This window comes from Photobacterium sanguinicancri, from assembly GCF_024346675.1.
In the GTDB taxonomy this organism is placed as follows: domain Bacteria; phylum Pseudomonadota; class Gammaproteobacteria; order Enterobacterales; family Vibrionaceae; genus Photobacterium; species Photobacterium sanguinicancri.
The window spans coordinates 1,141,506-1,164,106 of record NZ_AP024850.1; the positions used below are offsets into that span (position 1 = coordinate 1,141,506).

Below are 22,601 nucleotides of genomic sequence, written 5' to 3' on the forward strand. Positions count from 1 at the left end.
TATTTAAGGGGTTGTTGTGAGCAATTTGAGCCTAGATTTCTCTTCTGATTTTCGCCCATTAGCCGCGCGTATGCGCCCGCGAACAGTGCAAGAATATATTGGTCAGCGTCATATTCTGGGTGAAGGTAAACCACTACGCCGCGCGCTAGAAGCGGGCCACCTTCATTCTATGATCCTTTGGGGCCCGCCAGGCACAGGTAAAACAACCTTGGCTGAAGTTGCCGCAAATTATGCTCAAGCCGAAGTGGAACGCGTTTCTGCCGTGACTTCTGGCGTGAAAGACATTCGTGCTGCGATTGATAAAGCGCGTGAAAATAAAATGGCAGGCCGCCGTACTATCTTGTTTGTGGATGAGGTACATCGCTTTAATAAAAGCCAGCAAGATGCTTTCTTGCCACATATTGAAGATGGCACAGTGACTTTCATTGGCGCAACAACAGAAAATCCGTCGTTTGAATTAAACAACGCACTATTATCACGTGCGCGTGTTTATAAACTAAAGTCGCTAGAAAACGATGAAGTACTTGCTGTTATTGAACAAGCTCTGTCAGATACAGAGCGCGGTATTACCGACGATAACCTTGCATTTGTTGATGATGTGAAAGCACGATTAGCTGAGCTCGTGTGTGGTGACGCGCGAATGTCACTGAACTACCTAGAACAACTTGTCGACATGGCAGAGGAAGATAGCAAAGGCATTAAGCAGATCACTCTGGCCTTATTAGCTGAAGTGGCAGGTGAAAAAGTCGCGCGCTTTGATAACAAAGGCGACCTTTGGTACGACATGATATCTGCTGTTCATAAGTCGATTCGAGGCTCAAGCCCTGATGGTGCGCTGTATTGGTTTGCCAGAATGCTACAAGCAGGCTGTGACCCTTTGTATATCGCACGTCGTTTATTAGCGATTGCATCTGAGGATGTGGGCAATGCTGATCCGCGCGCCATGCAAGTGGCTGTATCAGCATGGGATTGCTATACCCGCGTCGGGGCTTATGAAGGCGAGCGTGCTATCGCTCAAGCTATCGTTTATCTAGCGTGTGCACCAAAAAGCAATGCAGTTTACACGGCGTTTAGCCAGGCAAAACAATTGGCAAGTAATCATCCTGATTATGAAGTGCCGCCGCACTTACGTAATGCACCGACCAAATTAATGAAAGATTTAGGTTATGGTGCTGAATACCGTTACGCCCACGATGAACCGGGTGCGTATGCGGCAGGTGAGAGCTATTTCCCACCAGAATTGAAAGATACACGCTTCTATGTACCCACAAATCGAGGCTTGGAAACTAAAATTAGTGAAAAGTTGGATTATCTTGCTGCATTAGATGCAAAAAGCACACTAAAGCGCTACCAATAATAGGGCTTTTTGGGTATCGTTTAACGACAGTTACCAGTTGCACTGGTTACCGAACAAAATAAAGGTATTTAGGCGATATTTGCCTAAATAACACGCACTTCAGAATATACAGAGCATAGGATTAGCATGCTAGATTCTAAATTACTTCGAACTGAGCTGGATGATACAGCTGCCAAACTCGCACGTCGTGGCTTCACGCTAGACGTAGAAAAATTACGCGCCCTTGAAGAGCAACGTAAATCCCTTCAAGTTAAAACGGAAGAGCTACAAGCTCAGCGTAACTCGCGATCGAAGTCGATTGGTCAAGCTAAAGCTAAAGGCGATCATGAAGAAGCTGAAAAGATTCTAGCAGACGTTGCTAACCTTGGCAGTGAACTAGATGATGCAAAAAAAGCGCTAGCTGAACTGCAAAACGAACTTCAAGATATCACGCTTTCTGTGCCAAACTTACCGGATGATGCAGTACCATCAGGTAAAGATGAAAACGAGAACGTTGAAGTTTCACGTTGGGGTCAACCTAAAGCGTACGACTTTGAAGTGAAAGATCACGTTGATCTAGGCGAAATGGCTGATGGCCTTGATTTCGCAAGCGCAGTTAAAATCTCAGGTTCACGTTTCATCGTGATGAAAGGTCAATTCGCACGTCTACACCGCGCAATTGCACAGTTCATGCTTGATCTACACACAGACGAGCACGGCTACACAGAAATGTATGTACCGTACCTTGTGAACCGCGATAGCCTATTTGGTACTGGTCAGTTGCCTAAATTCGGCGAAGATCTATTCCACACCCAACCTGCGACTGAAGAAGGCGTAGGTATGTCACTGATCCCAACAGCGGAAGTACCAGTGACAAACATGGTGCGCGATACTATTACTGATGAAGCAGATCTGCCTCTGAAAATGACGGCTCATACGCCTTGTTTCCGTTCAGAAGCGGGTTCTTACGGTCGTGATACTCGTGGTCTTATCCGTATGCACCAATTCGACAAAGTTGAATTAGTACAGATTACTAAACCAGAAGATTCAATGAATGCTCTGGAAGAACTAACGGGTCACGCTGAGAAAGTACTACAATTATTAGACCTTCCATACCGTAAAGTGATTCTATGTACGGGTGATATGGGCTTCGGTTCTCGTAAAACTTATGACTTAGAAGTTTGGGTTCCAGCACAAGAGACTTACCGTGAAATTTCTTCATGTTCAAACATGTGGGATTTCCAAGCTCGTCGTATGCAAGCGCGTTTCCGTCGTAAAGGCGAAAAGAAACTTGAGCTAGTACACACATTAAACGGTTCTGGCCTTGCTGTTGGTCGTACTATGGTTGCGATTCTTGAGAACAATCAAGAAGCTGATGGCCGTATTATGATTCCAGAAGTACTACGTAAGTACATGAATGGCACAACGCACATCGGTTAATAACCTGATAGCGTAGCGAATAAATAAAAACCCAGCGAATAAGCTGGGTTTTTTTATGCCTGCGAAAGGCTAAAGTTTCTGCCAGCCAGAATAAGTCGCTGAACACGTACTTATCCTGATTGGTATTCCATCGGTATTACTTCGTTAACGGAATTTCGCGAGGTTCAAGCGTGATTGTGGCATTGTTGCTTGCACCTGGCTGATCGATTAGCTCATCGGTTTGCAGGATGGTGTAGTAGAAGTCCACCATATCGTCATTGTTGGTAAAGGTCTCATCTGGGATCGCTTTTAAGATCGCATCCACTAACTTATTCACGATAGGTAAGCTTGCTGCACCACCATCAATTTGGCTTGCAATAACCGTTGCTGCAGTCTTAATAATGACTTGCGCTAATTCACGGTAGTTAGTGTTAGTGTCATGTTCCATAAGGATTATATTGGCAGCCCCCCAACGGTAACGCGCCCAGTACACCATGATTTGGTTCGGGTAGTACACTTGGTCTTGATAATCCAAGTACGGCATTTCCACTACATCAAGGGTGGGTTCATCACGACTGGGATCAACACCACTGACTAGAGCATAAATCTCTGCTTTACCTGAAATCCAAGGTTCTTGATCATCTTTCACACTGATTTTTTTCAAAACGGTAGTCGATAAGAACTCTTCACTCACCTTCGGCGCGCTTGCTAACTTAGGTAAGTAATCTAGCGTTACTGCGTCATTTTCGTTAAACACAGATTGCATGGTGGCAAGACCTGCACGCATCGCTTTTTGCTCATCAACACCCACGATAAAGACAGGTTGATCAGGCATCACATCGGCAGAACCCACAACAAGGTCACCATGGCTATCGAACATATCGATACTGTCACCCGCTTTGACGTTATCTTGCTGGTAAGTAAATAGAGGCTGTTGACCCGCTTCAACGCCTGGCAACATTGCTGGGTTAGCCAAAGAGACTGTCAGTAGGTCTTCTGGCTGCTGATCTAAACCTCGTTTCTCGATGACCATTTTTTCGGTGTTAGCCGCTTGGGTCGTTAGCGAAGGTAGATTAATCGTCTTCACTAAGCTTTCTAATGGCATGCCACTGTTTTCAACATTAATGTGTTGTTTTAGTTGGTCGGCAATTTGCGCATAGTGTTGACCTAATTGTTGGGCAATTTCACGCTGATTTTTTGCTTCGATATTGGGTGTTGCTTGTTCCGCTGGGTTGGTTGTTTTGTCGGTTGTGTTTTGTTGCTCTTGGCAACCTGATAGGGCTAGGCTTAAGGCAATAAATGCCGCACCGATTGGTATGTATCTCATAGGTATCCCTTATAGGAATTGGGTGTACCTATTATAAGCGACTAAGTGCATCTATTACTTAACTGGTTAGACCTTGTGAGGTCTCATTTATAGCATTTTCTTGCTTCCTTTTTGGCAGGTTAACGGCTATATCATCCGCAATGTCGCTAAGGACGAGATCAAACAGTAAATATAGCGCATCAGACAGTTTTAAAGAGTGTTGATATAACCTTAGCCTCGCCTGAGCTACTGGGAGTTGCTCAATTTGAATCGCATTAAACTGCTGGCGTAAATTATCGATGAATAGAGGTGGCACTGGTTGATGAACTTGCATGCTGATCTGCTCTAATCGGCGATGAAAAATATCAACATGCACTTCTATTTCACGTGTTGTTGTTGGTATGCCTGTTTGGTATTTTTCAATGGCGCACCGATAACGGGTAAGGTTATCTATCGCATTTAAAATGATGGGCCAGATAGTTTGGTAGTGTTGGAATTGTGTGGCTTTATCTGTATTAAGCAAGCTCTGGGTTATCGTATCATCGATGAGGTACAGTACATGGCGGATCATTTTTCCATGGACTGCCTGATTTCGCTGAATATTATATTGATGCCACTCACTCAGCATTGTTGATGTTCGTTGCTGTAATACGCGATACATTGGCTTGTGAGCTTGCTCTGCTTGCGAGAGTAAAGTTTCACTCAATCTTTTTATGGCTAAAGACTCAGCGAGCATTGGCCGCGCAACGGGCTTGCCTTGTAGTGTTAATATTTTATGTGTTTGTCGGCGATGAAAGCGCAGTAAGTCTATTAGCTGCCGCAAGCCAATCACTTGATCAAAGCGTTGCTGTAAAAATTGCTGATTGCTGCGATGCCGATAGAAAAAATAGGTAATACCTATGCTTATCAGTGTAACGAAAACAAGTCCGAACATACTGCTTCCTCCTTCAATTACTAACATCTATTACATGCTTACCATCGGACAAGGTACATATCGTTTATGTTGTCTTGTCTCTATTTTTGTTTCAGAACATAGATAGAGCAATAAGCACACCAATACAGCGATAATTTTTAGGAGAATGGTAATAAGCATATAAATGAAGATGGAGAGAGTAGAAGAGTGTGAGCTTGTTGGTTTGTTTTATTGGTAACTTGTTGTTATTTAAGAGTTAAGGTTGAATGTTGTTTTTAATAGGAAGCAGAGATAACGAGTTTTAACAAAGGGTGTTTTTACATTGGTTTCGTAGAACGGAATAGGTTTAGTATTACTATGCCCTTAAGTGAATCACTGTTGCTCTTAAATGGTGCGTTATTAGGATGATTGTATAAACAGATTAAAAAAGAAGATCCCGAAGGATCTTCTTTAATCAGTAATTTTACTATCAACTAAGCGTTATTTTTGGCTTAGCTTTGCTGTGTACTTGTGTGAAAGTGAACTTCTTCATCTTTTTCACCAGCCTTAGGGTCATTGAAACGTGCGATGTCCATTTCATTTTCTGTCTTAGCTACAATACAAGTTACTACACTGTCACCAGTGATATTAACCGCAGTACGGATCATATCTAGCAGGCGATCAACACCCATGATAAGTGCAATGCCTTCAACAGGAAGACCAACTTGGTTCAGTACCATTGCTAGCATGATCAAACCAACACCTGGTACACCAGCTGTACCCACTGAGGCTAACGTTGCTGTCATAATCACGGCAAGGTAATCGCTCATCGTCAGATCGATATTAAATGCCTGCGCGATAAAGACGGTTGCTACACCCTGCATGATCGCTGTGCCATCCATATTGATGGTTGCGCCTAGCGGTACAGTAAAAGAGGCGATTTTGTTATTAACGCCTAAGCGTTTAGTCGCTGTTTCCATGGTAACAGGGATAGTGGCATTCGAAGATGCAGTAGAGAACGCAAACATGATTGCATCTTCCATCTTCTTCAAAAACACTTTTGGGCTAAGACCTGTAAATGTTTTCAGCATAATGCTGTAAGTAACTAGTCCATGGATCAGTAGCGTTGCGGTTAGCACCATGAAGTATTCAAACAGGTTGAAAATAGCGTCTAGCCCTAAGCCTGTGAACAATTTAGCCATTAGGAAGAATACACCGTAAGGTGCAACGTTCATGAGTAAAGCAACCAACTTCATGATGACTTCATTTAAGTCAGAGAAGATACTTGCTAAACGTTCGCCAGCTGAACCAGCAGCGCTGATGGCAACACCGAATAGAATCGCAAAGACAATAATTTGTAGCGTATTACCTTGTGCCATCGAATTGATAGGGTTGGTTGGGAACATACCAACAATCACATCCCCTAGAGATGGTGCTTCTTTTGAAGCAAAGGTTGTAGCAGCAGTTAGATCGGCGCCGGCCCCTGGTTGGAAAATATTGCCCATAGTAAGGGCTAGGGTAATCGCAATGGCCGTTGTCATTAAGTAGAACGCCACTGTTTTACCACCTAGGCGTCCTAATGTACTGATATCTTTTAGTGAGCTAGTACCACACACTAGTGATACGAAGACAAGTGGAACTACAAGCATCTTCAAGCTAGCAATAAAAATTTTACCACCCACGTCAAATAGTCCATTTACTAAGTACTCATGGACAAAAGAGGTTTCTGCAAAAAGGGAGCGAATGATAAAACCAGTCATTATGCCTAACAGCATGCCGAGAATTACACGGCCAGTTAGGGATAATTTCTTTTTATTTGTATTCATTATTGGAATACTCCTTATAATTATTCACTAGAAAAATCGTTTTTCTAAGTGCGGAGCAGGTTATCAGTAGTTTGGGTGTTAAAGCGAAGTGAAATTCCAAGTGGAGTTCAAAGTTCTGTTTGCGATCACGTTTTTGTCATCAGAACGGCATGTTGAAAACGATATTTTTAACCAATATTTAACGATAATTAGGTTTTAAATTAATATCCGCTGGTATTTTAACCATTAATCAGAGCGTATTATATAAATAATAGTGCCCTAGTATGGTTTTTTAGATACGGTTGTAACAAATTGTTCTGATGGTGTAAAACCCTGTTTTGGTTTGCTGATATAGGTATGTATATACTATAGGTGTGCTGTTGTATGAATGTTAAAGCAAAGCTGTGTTAACAAGCCATAAAAAGGCGGGATTCAAAATGTGCATAATTGACCACGATTATGCTTGTAACTATATGTTTCTAAATGCCCTCGTTAGCTGCGTATTTAAAGTTATCTGTGTAAACCATTTTTTATCTCGTGTTTTTACAGGTAATAAAAAAGGAGCCGAAGCTCCTTTTTTTATGATGATGTGATGATTACATCACACGCATACCAGGCTGTGCACCTTCGTGTGGTTCAAGGATCCAAAGATCTTTACCACCAGGGCCTGCCGCAAGGATCATACCTTCTGACATGCCAAACTTCATCTTACGAGGTTTTAGGTTAGCAACCATGACAGTGTGCTTACCAATAAGCTCTTCAGGTGTATATGCTGATTTAATGCCAGAGAATACCTGACGCATTTCACCACCAATATCCAATTGGAACTTCAGCAGCTTGTTTGCTTTTGGTACTTCTTCACAAGAAACGATCTTAGCGATACGCATATCCACTTTAGCGAAGTCGTCGAACTCGATTTCAGCTTCAATAGGCTCGTCGTCTAGTGGGCCTTTTGTTGCGGCTTCTGCTTGTGCTTTCGCTGCTTGCTCTGCGGCTGCATCTTCTTTCGATGCTTCAACCATCGCTTCAACGTGTTTAGGATCGATACGGTTGAATAGCGCTTTAAACTTAGTCACTTCGTGATTAGTTAGTGGCTGTGCAACGCCTTCCCACGTTAGGGTTTCATTTAGGAAACCTTCTGTACGTTCAGCAAGCTTAGGCATAACTGGTTTCAGGTATGTCATTAGTACGCGGAACAAGTTAATACCTACAGAACAGATTTCTTGTAGTTCTTGGTCTTTACCTTCTTGTTTCGCAACAACCCAAGGTGCTTTTTCATCAACGTATTGGTTAGCTTTATCAGCTAGTGCTGTGATTTCACGAATAGCACGGCTAAATTCACGTCCTTCGTATAGCTCTGCAATACGATCAGCAGCGCCTGCAAATTCAGCGTATAGCTCAGGCTCTACGAAGTCAGCAGATAGCTTACCTTCAAAGCGTTTAGCAATGAAACCAGCATTACGTGACGCTAGGTTAACAATCTTGTTCACCACATCGCTGTTAACACGCTGTGTGAAATCTTCAAGGTTAAGATCTAGGTCATCAATACGGTTATTTAGTTTCGCTGCGTAGTAGTAACGCAGGCATTCTGGGTCTAAATGCTCTAAGTAAGTGCCTGCTTTAATGAAGGTACCTTTAGACTTAGACATTTTCGCGCCGTTTACAGTTACGTAACCGTGTACGTAAACATTATTCGGCTTACGGAAACCTGCGCCTTCAAGCATTGCAGGCCAGAATAGGCTGTGGAAGTAAACAATGTCTTTACCAATGAAGTGGTAAAGCTCTGTGGTGCTGTCTTTCTTCCAGTATTCGTCAAAATCCAGATCATCACGTTTGTCACATAGGTTTTTGAAAGAACCCATGTAGCCGATTGGTGCATCTAGCCAAACGTAGAAGAACTTGCCTGTTTCACCTGGGATTTCGAAACCGAAGTAAGGTGCATCGCGAGAGATATCCCACTGTTGCAGGCCTGACTCAAACCACTCTTGCATCTTGTTAGACGTTTCGTCTTGAAGTGCGCCAGATTTGGTCCACGCTTTTAGCATGTCTTCAAATTGTGGTAGGTCGAAGAAGAAGTGCTCAGAATCCTTCATGACAGGTGTCGCGCCAGAAACCGCTGATTTAGGGTTAATCAGGTCTGTTGGGCTGTATGTTTCGCCACAGTTATCACAGTTGTCGCCGTATTGGTCTTCTGCTTTACACTTAGGGCATGAACCTTTAACGAAACGGTCTGGCAGGAACATTTCTTTCTCAGGATCAAACAGCTGAGAGATAGTACGGCTAGTAATAAAGCCTTTTTCTTTCAGTTGTGTGTAAACAAATGAAGCTAGCTCACGGTTTTCATCTGAGTGTGTGCTGTGATAGTTACTGAAGTTAATATCGAAGCCAGCAAAGTCCGCTTGGTGTTCTTTGCTCACTTCCGCAATCATTTGCTCTGGCTCAACACCCATCTGCTGAGCCTTAAGCATGATTGGCGTACCGTGTGCATCATCTGCACAGATAAAATGAACGTCGTTGCCGCGAAGGCGTTGATAGCGCACCCAAATATCCGCTTGCACATGTTCAAGCATGTGGCCTAAGTGGATAGAACCGTTAGCGTACGGTAGGGCGCAGGTCACCAGAATTTTTCTCGGATTTGCAGCCATAATTACTTATTTCGCTCGTGATGGGTAAAAATATAGCCTTAAATAGTAACTGATGGGGAACGTATTGCCTAGCGCGTGACAAGGATATTCCCCTTAAAAAGCAGCGATAAATGCCCTTTGGTGATAGGATTTATTAAAGTGTTTGATTGTCCTATTCATAACAACAAATTAATTGGATAGAAAAACAACAATTTCATGCCAATCTGGATAACGGAGTCGTAAATATGGCGGGAAACGAGGCAGCAATGCCATTTGAAAGCATTGCAGACATTAGCCGTTGGTTGAACCATTTTGAACATCCATGGTTACCGCACGAATGGGCGGATACACCCAATATCATTTCTGTTTCAGCCGAAGGTGGCGTGACCATTACTCTACCTTTTGCATCTGCATCAATCATAGAGCTGCTTCAGCATTGGATTGTTACTCAGCAGCAGCTTCATCACCTTGCACCCAATGTTGCTTTTACCGTTACCAGCCGTGTCGCCACGCTAGCAACAGGCGATAAGCAGCCGCTAAACGGTGTCAAAAACATTATTGTAGTCAGTTCTGCAAAAGGCGGGGTGGGGAAATCGACCACATCCGTTAACCTTGCTCTGGGTTTGCAACAGCAAGGAGCGAAAGTTGGTTTATTAGATGCTGATATTTATGGCCCTTCGGTCCCTATGATGTTGGGCACTGTTGACGAAAAACCACAGTCACCGGATGGCAAAATGATGATGCCAATCGAATCTTGTGGCTTATATACCAACTCAGTGGGTTATTTAGTGCCAGCAGAAAGCGCGACCATTTGGCGTGGCCCTATGGCATCAAAGGCGCTGCAACAAATAATCAGTGAAACATGGTGGCCTGATCTCGATTACTTGGTTATCGACATGCCGCCGGGTACAGGTGATATCCAGTTGACGCTTGCTCAGCAAATTCCGGTGACGGGTGCTGTGATTGTTACTACGCCGCAAGACCTTGCATTAGCTGATGCTATCAAGGGCGTGAATATGTTTGATAAGGTGGCTGTTCCTGTTTTAGGTTTGGTTGAAAATATGAGCTACCATATTTGTAGTAACTGTGGACACCATGAACCTATCTTTGGTTGTGGTGGCGCGGAGAAGATGTCGAAAGAGCAGTCGATTCCACTATTGGCGCAACTTCCGCTGCATATCAAAATCCGAGAAGATATTGACCGTGGCAAGCCAACGGTAGCGGCTTCGCCTGAGTCTGAACAAGCTGCGGCCTACATCCAATTAGCGGGTGAGGTAGCTAGTCGATTATATTGGACTGGTGATGCGGTAGCAGAGCAGATTACAATTCGCACAATGTAAACCATTGCGTAGTGATAAATCGCTCATTTTTAGCTCAACTGCGCTAGGTGCGGTATTTCTACTAGCATCTAGCGGTGCAACTCCCTATAATCAGGCGGTTTAATTCCCCTCAGTAGAGTGAAATACTCATGGGGTGAATGGATTTTAACCTCGCCAAAGTTGTTACAGGTGCATTCTGCTATGTCTGAAAATTCACACCAATGCGTCATTATCGGTATCGCAGGCGCGTCTGCGTCCGGTAAAAGTTTGATTGCCAGTACGGTTTACCAAGAGCTAAAAGAAAAAGTCGGCGATCATCAGATCGGTGTTATTACGGAAGATTGTTACTACAACGATCAAAGTCACCTGAGCATGGATGAGCGGGTTAAAACGAATTATGACCACCCAAGTGCGTTGGATCATAATCTTCTTAGCGATCATTTGATCCAGCTAATGAAAGGTGAAGCGGTAGAAGTACCTCAGTACAGCTACAATGAACATACTCGTATGACAGAAACGACCACGATGACACCAAAGAAAGTGATCATTTTGGAAGGTATTCTATTGCTTACAGACCCACGTCTACGTGACATCATGCACGCAAGTGTATTTATGGACACACCACTAGACATCTGTTTACTTCGTCGTCTTCAACGCGATGTTGCAGAGCGTGGTCGTACAATGGAATCTGTACTGAAGCAATACCAAAAGACGGTACGCCCTATGTTTATGCAGTTTATTGAGCCGTCTAAACAGTATGCAGATATCATCGTACCGCGTGGTGGTAAAAACCGTATCGCGATTGATGTATTAAAAGCACACATTGCTAAACTACTGAAATCGTAATTGATAAAGTAGTATCGCAACACAGATATTCAAGTGAAGGCTGACAGTGTCAGCCTTTTTTGTATCTGGTGATCAAGTATTTGTATGCCTCGAGATTATGCCTCTTGGACGTCTCCATCCGTGTTATTGCAATAAAAGCAGCAATTCTGACGGCTTTTATTTTTTCTTTGATCGGATTGGTATTATTATTTGTTCTAAATACAACTATTTATCGCTTTAACTGTCGTAACGGAATGGATTATTACACCTTGGGTAATAATCGTTGTGGACGGAAAACACAGAGGACACGATGAAAAAGTTTCTTTATATACTTCTTGCGCTAGTGCTGGTGGTCGTTATTGGCATTGCGGCACTATTGGCCTTGGTTGATCCAAACCAATTCAAACCACTGATTGCAGAGCAAGTGAAGAAAAACACTGGCCGTGAATTAGTGATTAACGGTGATATTGATTGGCGCTTCTTCCCAAGCGTAGGTCTTACGCTTGGGGAAACTGAGTTTCGCAACCCTGACGGATTTGCAGAGGCGAACTTGGTTCGTTTTAGTAATGCCGATCTTTCTGTTTCTGTGATGCCGCTTCTTTCACAACAACTGGAAATCGGTAACGTCAGTTTGAATGACGCTCGCGTGTTTATTCAAACACGTAAAGATGGTGTCAGTAACCTTGATGGTCTTGGTGCGCAGAATGCAGCAGTGAAGGATTCGGCAGCTCAGGATGCCGCACCAGCAGACGCTAAGCAAACAGCCGCGCAAGAGACTACAGCAGCACCAGCATCAGCTTGGACTATTAGTCTTGCGGGTGTAGAGCTAGTGAATGCTAGCGCTGTTATTCGCGATGATAAAACGGGTGCACTGACAGATGTGGCGCAGCTTAACTTTAGCCTAACCCGTTTTGCGCCAGGCGAATGGGCACAAGCAGCATTCGATGTGCAAGGTAAGAATGGTGAGTTGAACTTTACTGCCAAAGGTGACACCGAGCTAATGATAGCGCCAACGCTTGATGGTGCAGAGCTAAAAGGCTTGTCATTGATAGCTTCGGCTGCAGACAGCGTGAATAAAATTGAATCGGTTAGCTTAACCATGGATCAATTTCGTATCGGTGATTGGTCAGCGCTAACGTTTAGTGCAAAGGGACAAATTCCAGATTTAGCTTTTGCTGCTGAAGGTAAAGCGCGTTTAAAACTGAGTAAGGATTTTAACCTTGCGCAGGTTGAAGGCTTAACGCTAAATAGCGACCTGAAAGGGAGTACTTTACCTCGCCCTGAGATGAAAGTAGGCCTGACGGCTGATGCTTCTTACGATGTGGCGAAAGGTTTAGCGACGTTATCTGCATTTACGACGCAAGTGGATGAAATTGGCCTAGATGGTCAAGCGTCTTTCCAAACGGCAGATATCCCTGTGATTCGTTTCGATGTTCACAGCGATAAAATCGATTTAGATGCGTTCCTTGGTTTAGACAAAGCAAGTAAAACAGGCAGTGAAGAGCCCGCTGAAGGTGAAGCATCAGGTACGAGTACGACACAAGGTGCAGTAACGACGACAGATAAATCAAAAGAACCGGATTTATCTGCACTGAAAACACTCGATATTGCCGGTAAAGTCGCAATTGATAATTTCAAAGCGGCGAATGCCAAAGTCTCTGATGTGGTGACTGAGCTGGCGGTTAAACAAGGTGTGCTTAATCTAAAACGCTTTGATGCTAAGTTATACGGAGGTTCGATCAATGCTAAAGCGACGATTGATGCTAACGGTAAACTACCGACTTATAAAGTGACCAAGCATATTAAAGGGGTTCAAGTTCAGCCGTTGTTGATGGATGTTGCTGAATTCGAAAACCTTGCCGGTACGGGTAATATTGATATCAAAGTGTCAGGTACTGGTTTAGCTGAAGCGCGAATTCGCCAGAATATTGCAGGTACTGTAAATATTAATTTCGCCGATGGTGCGATATACGGTGTTAACGTTGCTGAGATGATCCGTGAAGCACGTGCTACGTTGAAAGGTCAGAAAGCTGAATACGTGAAAGAAGAACGTAAAACAGACTTCTCTGCACTAACCTCGACCATGACGCTGGGTAAAGGGGTACTTTCTACCAACAATTTACACTTAGCATCGCCGTTACTGCGTATTGACGGGGAAGGACAGACTAATTTAGTGTTAGAATCGATTGATTTCATGGTGATGACATCTGTGGTGGAATCTTCACAAGGTCAGGGTGGTAAAGACATTGATGAGCTGAAAGATCTGACCGTACCGATTGATGTGAAGGGCAACTGGACCGAGCCTAAATTTTCTCTGAACTTAAAAGAGCTTTTAAAGCGTAATAACGAGTTAGAGAAAAAAGCGGAACGTGAAGTTGAGCGTGGCTTGAAGAAGTTGTTGGGCGATAAAGCGGACGACGATAAAGTCAAAGATGCGGCAAATAAGCTATTAAAAGGTTTATTTAATTAAGTGTAACTGAACCGTTTCATCTTAAAATTGAAAAAGCTTGCTCTGAAAGGAGCAAGCTTTTTTATTATTTGTACCAAGAGGATAGGGGGGTTACACCGCGGCTTTTTTCTTTTTGTTCATTTTTTGTGATTCTAAACTGTCTTGGAAAGCACGAAGTAAATCAACGGCAGACAGCATACCAACTAGGTCGCCTGTTTTATCAAAGACTGGCGCAGCACCTATGGTGTTATCTAGCAATGTTGCGACCGCTTTGGTGAGCGTGTCGTAAGTACGTACGTGGATCACATCTGTGATCATAACATCGCCAATGTGCAAATCGTCTGACAAGTCATAGTCATGGCCAATATCGGGTGTTTCATCCACCCAACCAGGCCGACGAAGCTCGCGGTCACTCACCATCCCAATCACAGTATTGTTTTGATCGATAACGGGTAAGTGGCGGATACCTTCATCTCGCATTTTGAAAAAAGCTTCTCTTAAGCCTGTTTCAGCGGTGATCGTAATCACTTTGCGTGTCATATACTCTGAGACTTTTGTCGGCATTAGCATTGTTCCTTATAGGTTTAATCAATGTGCCTCTCTAACGCTAACGAAAAGTATCTTGCTTAACTGCGACTCAGAGCGCGTTTTTACTTTTGGATATACTTTATTGCAAAGTGGTTAATCATTCATCAGATCCTATTTGATATCAGTTACAGGTTTTATTTACTACTGGGATGATGATGAAATTTGTTATCATTTCGTTACGTCGGACAGCTAGCTAAAGTAAGTATCTATGAATGCACTTGCTTTGGTATTAAAGGAGATAAACTTGGATTCAGTTACACAAGCGGCATTAGGTGCTGCTGTCGCCGGCCTTATTGCAGGGAAGAAGTGCTCGCCGAAAGTCTTACTCGCAGGTGCTGCACTTGGGACCATTCCTGATCTTGATGTATTTATTCATTATGGCGATCCTGTGTCTGACATGGTGAAGCATCGTGGCTTTAGCCATTCCATTTTTGTGCTTCTCCCTTTTTCGTGGTTATTAGCGTTAGCTTGGCAGCGATTTAAACCAACCCAGTTTTCTTTTATGCACTTGTGGCTGTTAGTGGCCGCTTGTTTAATTACGCATCCATTGCTGGATTCATTTACTTCTTATGGCACTCAGCTGCTCTGGCCGTTGTCCGAAAGTATTGCGGTATCCAGTATTTTTATTATTGACCCTATTTATACCGTGCCATTGGTTATCATGGTCCTTGCCAGTTTATTGTGGCGGGAAAAAGGGGCAAAGCTCTGTGGTATTGGATTAGGCTTATCGTCGCTGTATTTAGCTTGGTCAGTTTTTGCATTATCGACAATAGAAAATAGAGTTGAGAACCAATTGGTTGGTACTAACTTGGAATCGCAACCTGTCTTTATTGCTCCCACACCATTAAATACTGTGCTTTGGCGGGTGGTGGTGCTTGATGGTGGTACGTATTGGGAAGGGTTAACCTCGCTACTGGATGACAATCCCCATATTGATTTTATAGCGAAAGAACGTGGTGAATGGCCTTTAGCGGATAAGCCACAACATTTAAAGATGCTAGAACAATTTACCCAAGACTTTGTGAAATATCAGCAAATTGATAGTGCGCTAACCGTTACAGATCTGCGACTCGGTGTCGCTCAGTATTTGCCTTTCAGTTTTCAGTTTGCTGAGAAAAATACGGTCCAGGAATGGCAGTTCGGTTTGCCAGCCGCGATTGAATCACCCGATGTACGTATAAAACATGTCCCTGCACTGTGGTTACGCTTATTGGGTAATCAGGCGATCGATGCAAATTTATGCCATGAAGCTGAATGTCCTAAAATGGATAAGTCTGATGAAACAGCAATAATTGCAGGTTAATAACCTTCGAGATTATTAACAAATGAGTTGTTACACTTTGTAGCACATTAAAGTGTAATGGCTCATTTTAGTCTATTAATTGCATAGTGATAGTTTTGTATTTTAACAAGCACATAAATTTCACCGCGCTAAATGTTGCGAGCTATTAACTTTAAAGTAAAGAAACCAATCAAAACATGTAGCGGATGTGAAATTACAGCACGTTGTTTTTAAGGAAGTGCTCACATAACCGTTGCATATTATTTTTATAATTTCTCAATTTGATATTTATCAATAGCTCAGCGCAATTGTGCTGGCAATCTACCTATATAGTATTAACGGCTTCGTTGTGAAGCTGACATTTATCGATATAGGGAGATAACGAGCATGTTGTATTTGGAATTTTTATTCCTGTTGCTTGTGTTGTATGCAGGTAGCCGCTTTGGTGGTATAGGTTTGGGTGTGGTATCGGGCTTAGGCTTGGTTGTTGAAGTCTTTATTTTTAGAATGCCACCGACATCACCACCAATTACAGTAATGTTGATTATTTTAGCCGTGGTGACTTGTGCTTCTATTCTAGAAGCTGCTGGTGGCTTAAAGTACATGCTTCAAGTTGCTGAACGTATTCTACGTAGCAATCCTAAGCGCGTTACTATTCTTGGTCCCTTAGTGACTTACACCATGACATTCATGTTGGGTACGGGCCATGCTGTTTACTCAATTATGCCAATCATTGGTGATGTTGCGTTAAAAAATGGCATTCGTCCTGAGCGCCCAATGGCTGCATCTTCTGTTGCTTCCCAGTTAGCCATTACTGCGAGTCCAATCTCTGCTGCAGTTGTGTATTACCTTGCACAGTTATCAGGTATTAATGAAAGCATTCACTTACTGACTATTTTGATGGTAACAGTGCCTTCAACGCTACTTGGTACAATTTTACTGTCGCTATACAGCCTACGTCGCGGTAAAGAGCTTGAGGATGATCCTGAGTACCAGCGTCGTTTGGAAGATCCAATTTGGCGTGAAAAAATTCTTCATACAACATCAACGTCACTGGATGAAAAGCTGCCGACATCTGCTAAGCACGCAGTGCTGCTATTTGTTCTTGCTCTAGTGTCGATTGTTATTGTCGCTATGGTGCCAGAGATCCGTACTATCGGTGATGCTAAGCCAATTTCAATGTCTTTGATTATTCAGATGATGATGCTGGCGTTTGGTGGCCTGATCTTGCTCGTGACACGTACCAACGTACAAAAAGTACCTGAAGGTGTGGTGTTTAAGTCAGGGATGGTCGCAGCTATCGCAATCTTCGGTATTGCGTGGATGAGTGATACTTACTTCCAGTATGCAATGCCTTCGTTTAAGTCTGGCATTACAGAAATGGTACAAGGTTATCCTTGGACATTCGCACTAGCGCTATTCATTGTTTCTGTTGTGGTAAACAGCCAAGCAGCAACTGCACGTATGATGCTGCCTGTTGGTATGGCAATGGGTTTAAACCCTGCATTATTGATTGGTTTGATGCCAGCAACTTACGGTTACTTCTTCATTCCTAACTACCCATCAGATATCGCGACATGTAACTTTGATGTGACGGGTACAACGAAGATTGGTAAGTACTACTTTAACCACAGTTTCATGGTGCCGGGTCTGATTGGTGTCGTGTCGGCGTGTTGTATCGGTTACACCATTGCACAAGTGGTTGTTCCAAGCTAATCGCTTAACTTGATTGATAAAAAAGCGGATAACCTGATGAGGGTTATCCGCTTTTTTTATATTAAAACATCAGAAATTAATCTTCGGGTTGAATTTTAGAGGGGTCAGTCACTTGTTCGTAAGGCCAGTAGTGATGGCCAATACGTATCAGCAATGTCGCGGCGGCTAAGATAAAAGCAGCGAGGGATAGCCAAACCACAAACATGCCATCTAATTCTTTCATCCCCAATGTGATATAGCGGGCAATCGCCATTATGGCAATATAAATTGGGTAGCGTACCGGGATCTTACCGTTGGCCACAAATTGCTGAACCATCGCCAATACTTCAAGGTAAATGAACATTAATAAGATGTCGGTCAGCTGAATGTTTTGCTCGCTGAAAACATGGATGAACTCGTTCACCATCGCAAGTAAAGTGGCTAAGGTTATTGCAACTAATAAGATGGCTTCAAGAATATGAAACACTTTTAGAAAACGAGAGCTAAAGGCTTTAGGTAAATGTGAAGGCATGGTTTCTCCGACTTTGCCACGGTTTTAGTCTGTAGCATCTATAGATTAATTGTTACTTTTGATGATGCTACATCTGTCTATTGACCGTTATTATAGAAAGCTTGCGCTAAAAACAAAGAAAAATGCATGCTATTCAGCAATAGAGTGAGGATATTTATCTATAAAATTAAAAAGCCTCATAGTATGAGGCTTTTGTGTACAGAATAAAGAGCTGAATTATTTCGTTAGATCTAAATCCACCCACACCATGCGATGATCCGAGGTGACGCCTTTACTTGCACCAAGATCTTTATCGTAAACTAAATGATAGCCATCTTCACTGCTCGACGGGAAGAATACCCCTGAATTATTAACCGCAAGGTTTGCAGATGGTATGACGTAATCTAGGCGTAGGCCTGAAACGCTAGTGATAGCTTCAGGGTAGGGGGTGTTGCTGTTTTCTGCTTTACAGTGACCAAGATCAAAGCACTCTTGTCCACCTTTACTGCTTGGTGCGTAGGAGCCAATTGTTGCATCAGTATTTACATAGTGGCTCTTCAGTAAATCAGCAATCATTCGGCGATCGCCATCACCTTTCATAGCATCTGCATTCATGTCCCCTGCGATAACAAATTTACTACCGACAGTTAAGCCACCAGTTTTGCCATTATCATCGTAGAAGTAGCTTTGGGCGTTAATGTAATCATTCCAAAATTTTAACTCAGCGCGATTATGTTCATAGTTATGGTTCGCGACGTTGTTAAAAATTGGTGGCGCAGGGTGAGATACCAAGAAGTGTATGACTTCATTACCTGCTGGTGTTGGAATAACTAAAGGCACATCGACGTGGTTCTTTGATGACAAAGGCATTTGTTGCCATGCTTCATCTGTGTACCAAGCATCACCTTCTTTCATGCCTGTTGGGCAACCCGTTTTACTCAGTTTACAGTCAACAATGGTGATGTTTTTCTCACCTGGCATATCTTTCCATTTGAAGTTTTGGAAAGTACGCACATTTTTTTCATCAATTTCAAACTGAGAGAAAATAGCGAACGCATACTGACCGTGATAGCCACCAAAGCCCCACGCATCATTATTAACGTCAGTTTTCTTGCCATCGCGGTCTAAGTCAAATCCGCTGGCTTTACCTGTGTTAGTGGCAATGTTTTTCTTGAACATAAAGCTAATCGGACGCTGATCGTTTTGGCTGTATGCTAAGTAATTATCATGGAAGCCATTAATGGCCGTCATATCTTCGCCAGTACCATCGTTATTGAACTCAGCCAATACAAATGCATTAGGACGAACGCGCTGAATGGTTTCGGCAACGTTGCGAATTTGGATAATACGTTTAGCCGTCGTTTTTTGATCTTCCGTTAATTTCTCTGGCGACTGATGGAACATGTTGATTAAGTTGCTTTGTTCTGTACGACTCATCGACATCTCATTCGCGAGGATCTCATAAGTTGCTCGATCAAAAGACAAATTGTAAGTCGCGAAGCGAGCGGCAGAGTATTCAGGATTTGCATTATTGCTATTACAGCCAGTCAGTGCCGCGAGAGTAATGGAAGCAGCAATAAGCGATCTTTTTAAAAACATTATCGTATTCACATCTATGGTTTGATGTGATGCAGGCTATAGAATTAATGGGCTTCTTTCTGTTGGTAGTCAGAAAAATGAGAGCAAGATCAAGGGGTGATTTGATGTTTGTTTGAAATCCGATCTAATTGATAGTCTTATATCTAACCAGTTGATTGTTAATTGTTCATGCAAGCGTTTGCTTTGATACGTTGTCGTTAGATATCGAGCTAAAAATTGAGCGATTATCGTGGATAGAGTTGGGTAAGTAAAAAGCCACGAGGAGGTGGCTTTATACGAGGAAGTATATATCAAAATTTCAGGCGTAAATTACACAACGGCTACCAATCGACACCTTTACGTGCCTTGATACCATTCTCAAATGCATGCTTGATACTACGTACTTCAGATACAGTATCGGCAACTTCGATTAAATCACGATGTGCTGCACGGCCTGTGATGATGACTGATTGAGTTGCTGGGCGCTGTGAAATAGCAGTAAGAACGTCCTCTAACTCAATGTAGCCATAATTAACCATGTAGGTCATTTCATCGAGTAATACCAGATCGTAGCTTTCATCTGCTAGCATCTTTTTACATTCACCCCAGGTTGTTTGCGCTGCCTGCTTATCGGCTTCTTTGTTTTGTGTTTCCCATGTAAAGCCTGTAGCCATTACTGCAAAGGTAACATCATGTTGTTCAAGTAAGTTACGCTCACCACAATCCCATGTACCTTTAATAAATTGACCGACACCGCATCGTAAACCGTGACCAACTGCGCGTGCGACGGTACCAAATCCTGATGTCGATTTTCCTTTACCGTTACCTGTGATGATGAGGAATAGTCCCTTCTCAATTTGGGCGGCATCGATTTTAGCATCAACACTTTCTTTTACTTTTTGTTGGCGTGCTTTGTAGCGTTCATCTTTTTGATTTTGATCGGCCATGTTACTTCCTTTTCGTTGTCGCTATTTAGTATGTCGTGAAGAACGCTAATAACGCGAGATAGCCCGCGAGTTCACTTAATTGTTGCGTTGCCCCTAAGCAGTCACCTGTATATCCGCCAAGTTGTTGCTTAAACCAAAGGCCGCAAGCATAGCGGGTTAGGGTAAGAACAACGAAGAGCGTGATGGCAAGGCTAAGTGGGAATAACAGTAATATAAAGCAACCAGTAAAGATTAAAACCCACAGTTCACAAGGGCTTTGCTGATTTGCCAACGGTTTAACTTTACTATTTTGGTCGGCTCTTACATACGGGTATGAAAAGATCAAACTGGCAGCACTAATGCGGCTTAGCCCATGGAGTGCAAAAAGTGCGATAGCTGGATAGATAGCGTCAAGGTCAGCGAGCGAACTCAGCACTAGCCATTTAAAGACGAGCATCATTATCAGCGCGGCTGCACCGTATGTACCTAACCGTGAATCTTTCATAATGTCGAGCTTTTGTTCTACTGTCCAGCCACCACCAAAGCCATCGAAAACATCAGCAAGGCCATCTTCATGAAAAGCCCCCGTCACAAGTAGGCTAATAACCATCGCAAACCCTACTGCAATGTTAGCTGGAAAGATCTGGATAGCTAACACATACACTAAGGCGCTGATTAAGCCGACAATGCAGCCCACTAAGCCAAAATAGCGATTGGCTTTATTGAGACGTTCGCTGGAGTAAGGCGTGTCTTTGGGTACTGGAATGCGAGTAAAAAAGGCTAACGCAACCAAGAAGATTTCCCACTGCTGTTTAATGTGTACTTTTATTGTTTGTGGGGAAGCTTCTATTGGTGAGTTCACACTGTTACTCCCGCTTGTTCAAAGCTTGCCATGTCATTATAAAATGCACAGGCAGAGCGAATGAGTGGTAATGAAAGAGCGGCGCCAGTCCCTTCGCCTAAACGTAAACCAAGGCTTAAAAGCGGCGATGCATCAAGATGGTTCAACATGCGTTGGTGACCCGCTTCTTGAGAACAGTGGCAAAAGATGAAATAGGCTTTGGCTGCTGGGTACATTTCGACGGCTAGCATTGCTGCTGCTGTAGCAATAAAACCATCGACTAGTACCACCATTTTATTTTCTGCGGCTTTTAACATCCCACCGACTATCTGTGCGATCTCGAAGCCACCGACAGCCGTTAAGATTGATATGGGATCTACCATTGACGCTTGATGATGATTCAGGCCTTGGGTGATCAGTTGTTCTTTTAAAGAAAGCTGCTGATCATCAATCCCGGTTCCTCTACCAATACATTCATCGATGGGTAAATTCAGAATACTCGCCATAATGGCTGTTGCGCTGCTGGTATTTCCGATCCCCATTTCACCAAAAGCGACCAAGTTTGTCCCCTGTTGGTAAACATGATTTACCGCATTTGCACCATATTCAATTGCTGTAACAGCTTGCTCACGACTCATCGCGTTTTGTTGGCTAAAGTCGAGAGTACCTGCGGCAATACGTTGTTTTAGGAGCATTGGGTGGTCGTCAGGTTCGACTAATATTCCCGCATCGATCACCATCATCGCCATATCGTTACTACGACAAAAGCAGTTAATAGCGGCACCACCATGAAGGAAGTTGGCGACCATTTGCTGGGTGACAGCTTGTGGTGCAATGCTAATACCGTGGGCTGCAATACCGTGATCTGCGGCGAAAACCAACATGTAAGGCTGTTCAATAGACAGTTTTTCATTCTGTTGAATTAACGCGATTTGCTCTGCAATATTTTCAAGTTGGCCGAGCGATCCTAACGGCTTTGTTTTGGTGTTGATTTTGTGCTGGATGGCATCTTGGTTTGCTGATGATGGAAGGGTAATGGTAAACATGCTGGCAAATTCCTTGTTAATACGCGTCTAAGGATTTTGCGGCAGCCATAGATTTAAGGCAATGTAAAACGGGAGTTTTTTATCAGTTTCAAACAAAAGCAACGAACGGAACATTCATGCATTGGGAGTGGTAATGAATAAGCGACACTCCCAATGGGT

General features: G+C 43.2%; 17 protein-coding genes. 7 read left to right on the forward strand and 10 right to left on the reverse strand.

Translation table 11 applies throughout. The annotated features are described in order from the left end of the window. The first annotated feature begins 16 nt into the window (after positions 1-16). Together OCU87_RS05620 and serS are read left to right on the forward strand one after the other, a co-directional pair. Positions 17-1,357 (forward strand): replication-associated recombination protein A, encoded by a 1,341-nt coding sequence (locus OCU87_RS05620; protein WP_094957125.1) that lies wholly within the window; start codon positions 17-19, stop codon positions 1,355-1,357. A 126-nt stretch (positions 1,358-1,483) separates the two neighbouring features. Next, positions 1,484-2,776: a serine--tRNA ligase gene (gene serS / locus OCU87_RS05625; protein ID WP_094957126.1), complete on the forward strand. Its 1,293-nt coding sequence runs from the start codon at positions 1,484-1,486 to the stop codon at positions 2,774-2,776. Between the two features lie 136 nt (positions 2,777-2,912). Here serS and OCU87_RS05630 read toward each other — a convergent pair whose 3' ends face one another. The 4 genes from OCU87_RS05630 to metG form a co-directional block, all read right to left on the reverse strand. Further along, positions 2,913-4,082, reverse strand: coding sequence for a DUF3103 domain-containing protein (locus OCU87_RS05630; protein WP_261857975.1), 1,170 nt, complete (start codon positions 4,080-4,082; stop codon positions 2,913-2,915). A 58-nt stretch (positions 4,083-4,140) separates the two neighbouring features. Further along, complete coding sequence (locus tag OCU87_RS05635) at positions 4,141-4,995, reverse strand: hypothetical protein (protein WP_261857976.1); 855 nt, start codon at positions 4,993-4,995, stop codon at positions 4,141-4,143. A 470-nt stretch (positions 4,996-5,465) separates the two neighbouring features. Beyond that, positions 5,466-6,779 (reverse strand): dicarboxylate/amino acid:cation symporter, encoded by a 1,314-nt coding sequence (locus OCU87_RS05640; protein WP_094955759.1) that lies wholly within the window; start codon positions 6,777-6,779, stop codon positions 5,466-5,468. 575 nt (positions 6,780-7,354) lie between these two features. Next, positions 7,355-9,403 carry a methionine--tRNA ligase gene (gene metG / locus OCU87_RS05645; protein ID WP_062688532.1) on the reverse strand — a complete coding sequence of 683 codons (2,049 nt, stop codon included), beginning with the start codon at positions 9,401-9,403 and terminating at the stop codon, positions 7,355-7,357. A 224-nt stretch (positions 9,404-9,627) separates the two neighbouring features. On the opposite strand from metG, the gene apbC reads away from it, so the two are divergent. The 3 genes from apbC (at position 9,628) to OCU87_RS05660 (ending at position 13,996) form a co-directional block, all read left to right on the forward strand. Then, entirely contained in the window at positions 9,628-10,722 is a 1,095-nt protein-coding gene (apbC, locus tag OCU87_RS05650; RefSeq protein ID WP_241148806.1) for an iron-sulfur cluster carrier protein ApbC, read from the forward strand. Positions 10,723-10,902: 180 nt separating this feature from the next. After that, entirely contained in the window at positions 10,903-11,547 is a 645-nt protein-coding gene (udk, locus tag OCU87_RS05655) for a uridine kinase (RefSeq protein ID WP_062688534.1), read from the forward strand. Positions 11,548-11,836: 289 nt separating this feature from the next. After that, positions 11,837-13,996 carry an AsmA family protein gene (locus tag OCU87_RS05660; RefSeq protein WP_261857977.1) on the forward strand — a complete coding sequence of 720 codons (2,160 nt, stop codon included), beginning with the start codon at positions 11,837-11,839 and terminating at the stop codon, positions 13,994-13,996. A 90-nt stretch (positions 13,997-14,086) separates the two neighbouring features. On the opposite strand, the gene OCU87_RS05665 is transcribed toward OCU87_RS05660, so the two are convergent. After that, complete coding sequence (locus OCU87_RS05665) at positions 14,087-14,539, reverse strand: CBS domain-containing protein (protein WP_094955762.1); 453 nt, start codon at positions 14,537-14,539, stop codon at positions 14,087-14,089. Between the two features lie 268 nt (positions 14,540-14,807). Between OCU87_RS05665 and OCU87_RS05670 the strand changes: the two genes are divergently transcribed. Together OCU87_RS05670 and OCU87_RS05675 are read left to right on the forward strand one after the other, a co-directional pair. Next, positions 14,808-15,866, forward strand: coding sequence for a metal-dependent hydrolase (locus OCU87_RS05670; protein ID WP_261857978.1), 1,059 nt, complete (start codon positions 14,808-14,810; stop codon positions 15,864-15,866). A gap of 366 nt (positions 15,867-16,232) precedes the next feature. Continuing rightward, a complete protein-coding gene (locus OCU87_RS05675) occupies positions 16,233-17,561 on the forward strand; it encodes an anaerobic C4-dicarboxylate transporter (protein WP_062688540.1) in 1,329 nt (442 codons plus the stop codon). A 76-nt stretch (positions 17,562-17,637) separates the two neighbouring features. Here OCU87_RS05675 and OCU87_RS05680 read toward each other — a convergent pair whose 3' ends face one another. From OCU87_RS05680 to cobT, 5 genes are all read right to left on the reverse strand, one after another. Then, positions 17,638-18,072 carry a phosphate-starvation-inducible protein PsiE gene (locus OCU87_RS05680; protein WP_062688542.1) on the reverse strand — a complete coding sequence of 145 codons (435 nt, stop codon included), beginning with the start codon at positions 18,070-18,072 and terminating at the stop codon, positions 17,638-17,640. A gap of 216 nt (positions 18,073-18,288) precedes the next feature. Next, positions 18,289-19,650, reverse strand: coding sequence for an endonuclease/exonuclease/phosphatase family protein (locus OCU87_RS05685; RefSeq protein WP_062688545.1), 1,362 nt, complete (start codon positions 19,648-19,650; stop codon positions 18,289-18,291). A 320-nt stretch (positions 19,651-19,970) separates the two neighbouring features. After that, positions 19,971-20,576 (reverse strand): cob(I)yrinic acid a,c-diamide adenosyltransferase, encoded by a 606-nt coding sequence (gene cobO / locus OCU87_RS05690; protein ID WP_062688547.1) that lies wholly within the window; start codon positions 20,574-20,576, stop codon positions 19,971-19,973. A gap of 25 nt (positions 20,577-20,601) precedes the next feature. Beyond that, positions 20,602-21,417 carry an adenosylcobinamide-GDP ribazoletransferase gene (locus tag OCU87_RS05695; protein ID WP_261857979.1) on the reverse strand — a complete coding sequence of 272 codons (816 nt, stop codon included), beginning with the start codon at positions 21,415-21,417 and terminating at the stop codon, positions 20,602-20,604. Then, positions 21,414-22,442, reverse strand: a complete 1,029-nt coding sequence (gene cobT, locus OCU87_RS05700; protein ID WP_261857980.1) for a nicotinate-nucleotide--dimethylbenzimidazole phosphoribosyltransferase — start codon at positions 22,440-22,442, stop codon at positions 21,414-21,416. The genes OCU87_RS05695 and cobT overlap by 4 nt, the downstream gene beginning before the upstream one ends. Positions 22,443-22,601: the final 159 nt, after the last annotated feature.

Coding starts and splice junctions, on each gene's coding strand:
- serS (WP_094957126.1), top strand. CDS start 1,484: ATGCTAGATTCTAAATTACTTCGAACTGAGCTGGATGATACAGCTGCC.
- OCU87_RS05630 (WP_261857975.1), bottom strand. CDS start 4,082: ATGAGATACATACCAATCGGTGCGGCATTTATTGCCTTAAGCCTAGCC.
- OCU87_RS05635 (WP_261857976.1), bottom strand. CDS start 4,995: ATGTTCGGACTTGTTTTCGTTACACTGATAAGCATAGGTATTACCTAT.
- OCU87_RS05640 (WP_094955759.1), bottom strand. CDS start 6,779: ATGAATACAAATAAAAAGAAATTATCCCTAACTGGCCGTGTAATTCTC.
- metG (WP_062688532.1), bottom strand. CDS start 9,403: ATGGCTGCAAATCCGAGAAAAATTCTGGTGACCTGCGCCCTACCGTAC.
- apbC (WP_241148806.1), top strand. CDS start 9,628: ATGGCGGGAAACGAGGCAGCAATGCCATTTGAAAGCATTGCAGACATT.
- udk (WP_062688534.1), top strand. CDS start 10,903: ATGTCTGAAAATTCACACCAATGCGTCATTATCGGTATCGCAGGCGCG.
- OCU87_RS05660 (WP_261857977.1), top strand. CDS start 11,837: ATGAAAAAGTTTCTTTATATACTTCTTGCGCTAGTGCTGGTGGTCGTT.
- OCU87_RS05665 (WP_094955762.1), bottom strand. CDS start 14,539: ATGCCGACAAAAGTCTCAGAGTATATGACACGCAAAGTGATTACGATC.
- OCU87_RS05675 (WP_062688540.1), top strand. CDS start 16,233: ATGTTGTATTTGGAATTTTTATTCCTGTTGCTTGTGTTGTATGCAGGT.
- OCU87_RS05680 (WP_062688542.1), bottom strand. CDS start 18,072: ATGCCTTCACATTTACCTAAAGCCTTTAGCTCTCGTTTTCTAAAAGTG.
- OCU87_RS05685 (WP_062688545.1), bottom strand. CDS start 19,650: ATGTTTTTAAAAAGATCGCTTATTGCTGCTTCCATTACTCTCGCGGCA.
- cobO (WP_062688547.1), bottom strand. CDS start 20,576: ATGGCCGATCAAAATCAAAAAGATGAACGCTACAAAGCACGCCAACAA.
- cobT (WP_261857980.1), bottom strand. CDS start 22,442: ATGTTTACCATTACCCTTCCATCATCAGCAAACCAAGATGCCATCCAG.